This window comes from Terrisporobacter sp., from assembly GCF_017888745.1.
In the GTDB taxonomy this organism is placed as follows: Bacteria; Bacillota; Clostridia; order Peptostreptococcales; family Peptostreptococcaceae; genus Terrisporobacter.
In genome coordinates, this window is the sequence record NZ_JAGHFM010000279.1 from 1 (window position 1) to 2828 (window position 2828).

At 29.5% G+C, this 2828-nt stretch carries 3 protein-coding genes; all 3 read right to left on the reverse strand.

The genetic code is table 11. From position 1 onward, the window contains the following. Window positions 1-1330: glycosyl hydrolase family 32 (locus J7G74_RS12560; protein ID WP_297135940.1), on the reverse strand; the 1330-nt coding region annotated here is incomplete at its 3' end. A 246-nt stretch (window positions 1331-1576) separates the two neighbouring features. Then, a complete protein-coding gene (locus tag J7G74_RS12565) occupies window positions 1577-2554 on the reverse strand; it encodes a LacI family DNA-binding transcriptional regulator (RefSeq protein WP_297135942.1) in 978 nt (325 codons plus the stop codon). Between the two features lie 193 nt (window positions 2555-2747). After that, window positions 2748-2819, reverse strand: a complete 72-nt coding sequence (locus tag J7G74_RS16955) for a YvbH-like oligomerization domain-containing protein (protein ID WP_443081632.1) — start codon at window positions 2817-2819, stop codon at window positions 2748-2750. Window positions 2820-2828: the final 9 nt, after the last annotated feature.

Genomic DNA, 2828 nt, shown 5'->3' on the forward strand with positions numbered 1-2828 from the left:
GTGCAATAGTATCTCCGAATTGTTTATAAACTCTAGCATTTAATGCTACTCCATCTATATATAAAGTAGATATTGTATCGTCTACTATTAGTCTTAAGTTATACTCTTTATTTGCTTCTAAAGATATTGGCCTTTCTAATCCTTTGTTCATCATTTGGAACCACTTATAATTTGGATTTTTATCTAAAGTAAGTCTATTATCTACTAAAGAGAATTTATATTCATAAGCTTCACCTAATTCTTCATCTTCATAAAATCTTATAGTAAACTCTCTTGTTCCTTCTTCAAATTTTATTTTTGTTTCAAATGCAAATAATCTTCCAGCATCTTTGCAAATAACTGCTTCTTCTCTAGTATCTACTGTCTTTAAAGATACAGATTCTAATTTTTCAATATTTGTAAATGAATTCCACATAGAGTATGGTAACTTAACTCCCAATGTTCCATCTTCCCTTTGATAGACTTCATGAGGTACTAAAGTTCCTCCCCATTCATATGAATTGATATCTTCACAATTTAACTTTGTTGGAACCCATCCAAATAATATTCTTCTATTTCCATCAAATGCAGTTCTTCCTGCATAGTATGCACTTCCATCAAATGCATCATCTTTAGGTGCAATCCATGGTCCCTTTAAACTTTTGCTCATTCTATACAAAATCTTATTTTCTTGAGAGTACTCTGAGTAAACTAAATACCACCAATCACCTATCTTAAATATATCTGGCATCTCAAACATTGTATATATGCCAGGACTCCAAAAATCACCTTCGAAATCCCAATTCTTTAAATCCTTAGATGTAAAAGCAACTAATCTACCAGTTTGCTTTCTCTTATCTCCTTCAACTCTAGCTCCTAGTATTAAGAAATATTCTTGATTTTCTTCATCCCATACTATATACGGATCTCTAAAGTCATACTGACTATATCCCTGTGGCGGAACTAATTTTAATTTTTCAGCAGACTTGTTCCAATTTACTAAATCATCACTAGTTGCATGAAGCAAAACTTGAGATGTTTTTCCTTCCTTAAAAAATTCTCTATTGTATCCTGTGTAAAATGCATGAGCATTTCCATCTTTATCTTCAAATACACTTCCCGCATATATGAATTGATCTGACTCATCATCTCTTCCTCTTTTTAAAGATTCCCCAAAATCTTTGTAATTAACAAAATCTGTAGTAGTAGCTAATGACCATCCAAATGGTTCCCCAAATGGAACTGGATTTCTATTGTCTCTTTGATGATACACATAGAATACCCCGTCTTTACAAAATGGCATACAATCTCCAAACCAATAACCTTCAGGTTGATAATATAGTTTATGCATAAGTTTTTCCTCCCTAATAAACAAAATATTTTTATATAAATGATTGTAATTTTTGTATGTCAATCGTTAACATATTTACGAGATAATTATATGTCAATCGTTAACATATGTCAATCGTTAACATGTTTTTTAATAAATTTTATAACATAGTTAAGTTATAATTGGTAACAAATTAAATAAGACAACACTCTATGCTATTAACACAAGCAATAGAATATTGTCTAACATATCATTTACATAGCTTTTTTATATAGTTTTTCCTCTATGTAGAACTACAGGTAGTCCAATTTCATTGTCTACTTTTTCACCATTTATCTTCCTAATTAATTTATCTACAGATACTTCTGCTATCTTTTTTATTGGTTGCTTTATTGTAGTTAATTTAGGCAAGTATGCTAGAGTTTGAATAGCACCATCAAATCCAATTACTTTCAAATCTTTAGGTACGTCTATACCTTGTTCTTCACATACATTAATTACCATAGACGCAAGTAAGTCATCCCCTGCAAATACTCCGTCTATATCCTTATTGTTTAAAATTATTTCCTTTACCAGCTCAAACTTTTCCTCAATAGACTTTATGAACTCTACTTCTGCAATATTTACTTTCAAATTATTCTCATTCATTATATCTATATACGCTTGTGATCTTTTATTAGCAGGTAGTTTTAGCTTACTATTTCCTCTAATACATAAAATATTTTTACATCCATTATCTAATAAACTTTGTACTGCTAATCTTCCTCCTCCATAATTATCACAAGATACTGTAACCACACCGTCACCTAAATATCTATCAATAGCTATTACTGGCAACTCAGGTATATTATAATCTGGTATGTTATCATTATGTGTTCCTACAATTATTCCATCAACTTGATTTCTACGTAACATAGTCAGATAGTCTTGTTCTTTTTTAGGATTATTCATACTATTACATAATAATACTTTAAATCCTTTTTCAGATAATATAGTTTCTATGTATGATATTAACTCTACGTGAAATGGATTGTTTATCATAGGAAATATAAGGCCTATGAGATTTGTTTTGTTATTTAATAATGCTCTTGCTATATCATTTGGATAATATTCTATTTCTTCCATTGCCTTATAGACTTTTTTCTTAGTCTCTTCACTTATATACCCTCTATTATTAAGTACCCTTGAAACAGTAGTAGCCGAAACACCAGCAACCATAGCTACATCTTTAATACTTGGTTTCATATTTTCCCACCTTATCTATAAAAACATTCTCTTATTTTATTTTCTTATTATATCATAAGAATCTAACTTAGATAAAATATATTACAAAATTCTAGAACACAAATTAATCTACAATCTTAAAAGAGCCTTTCTAATTTTTCCTTAGAAAAGCTCTTTTGTTTTTTATTTTAGTTTCTATTTCTTATTCTTTTTTCTAATTATTTATATACTTCTCGAAAACTTCTCCAAAGTCCTTGTTACTAAACTGTTCCTTCATATCAGTCATCCAGCCAAA

What these genes read in the sequence shown, in the direction of transcription:
- J7G74_RS12565 (WP_297135942.1), bottom strand. Translation starts at nt 2,554, where the DNA reads ATGAAACCAAGTATTAAAGATGTAGCTATGGTTGCTGGTGTTTCGGCT.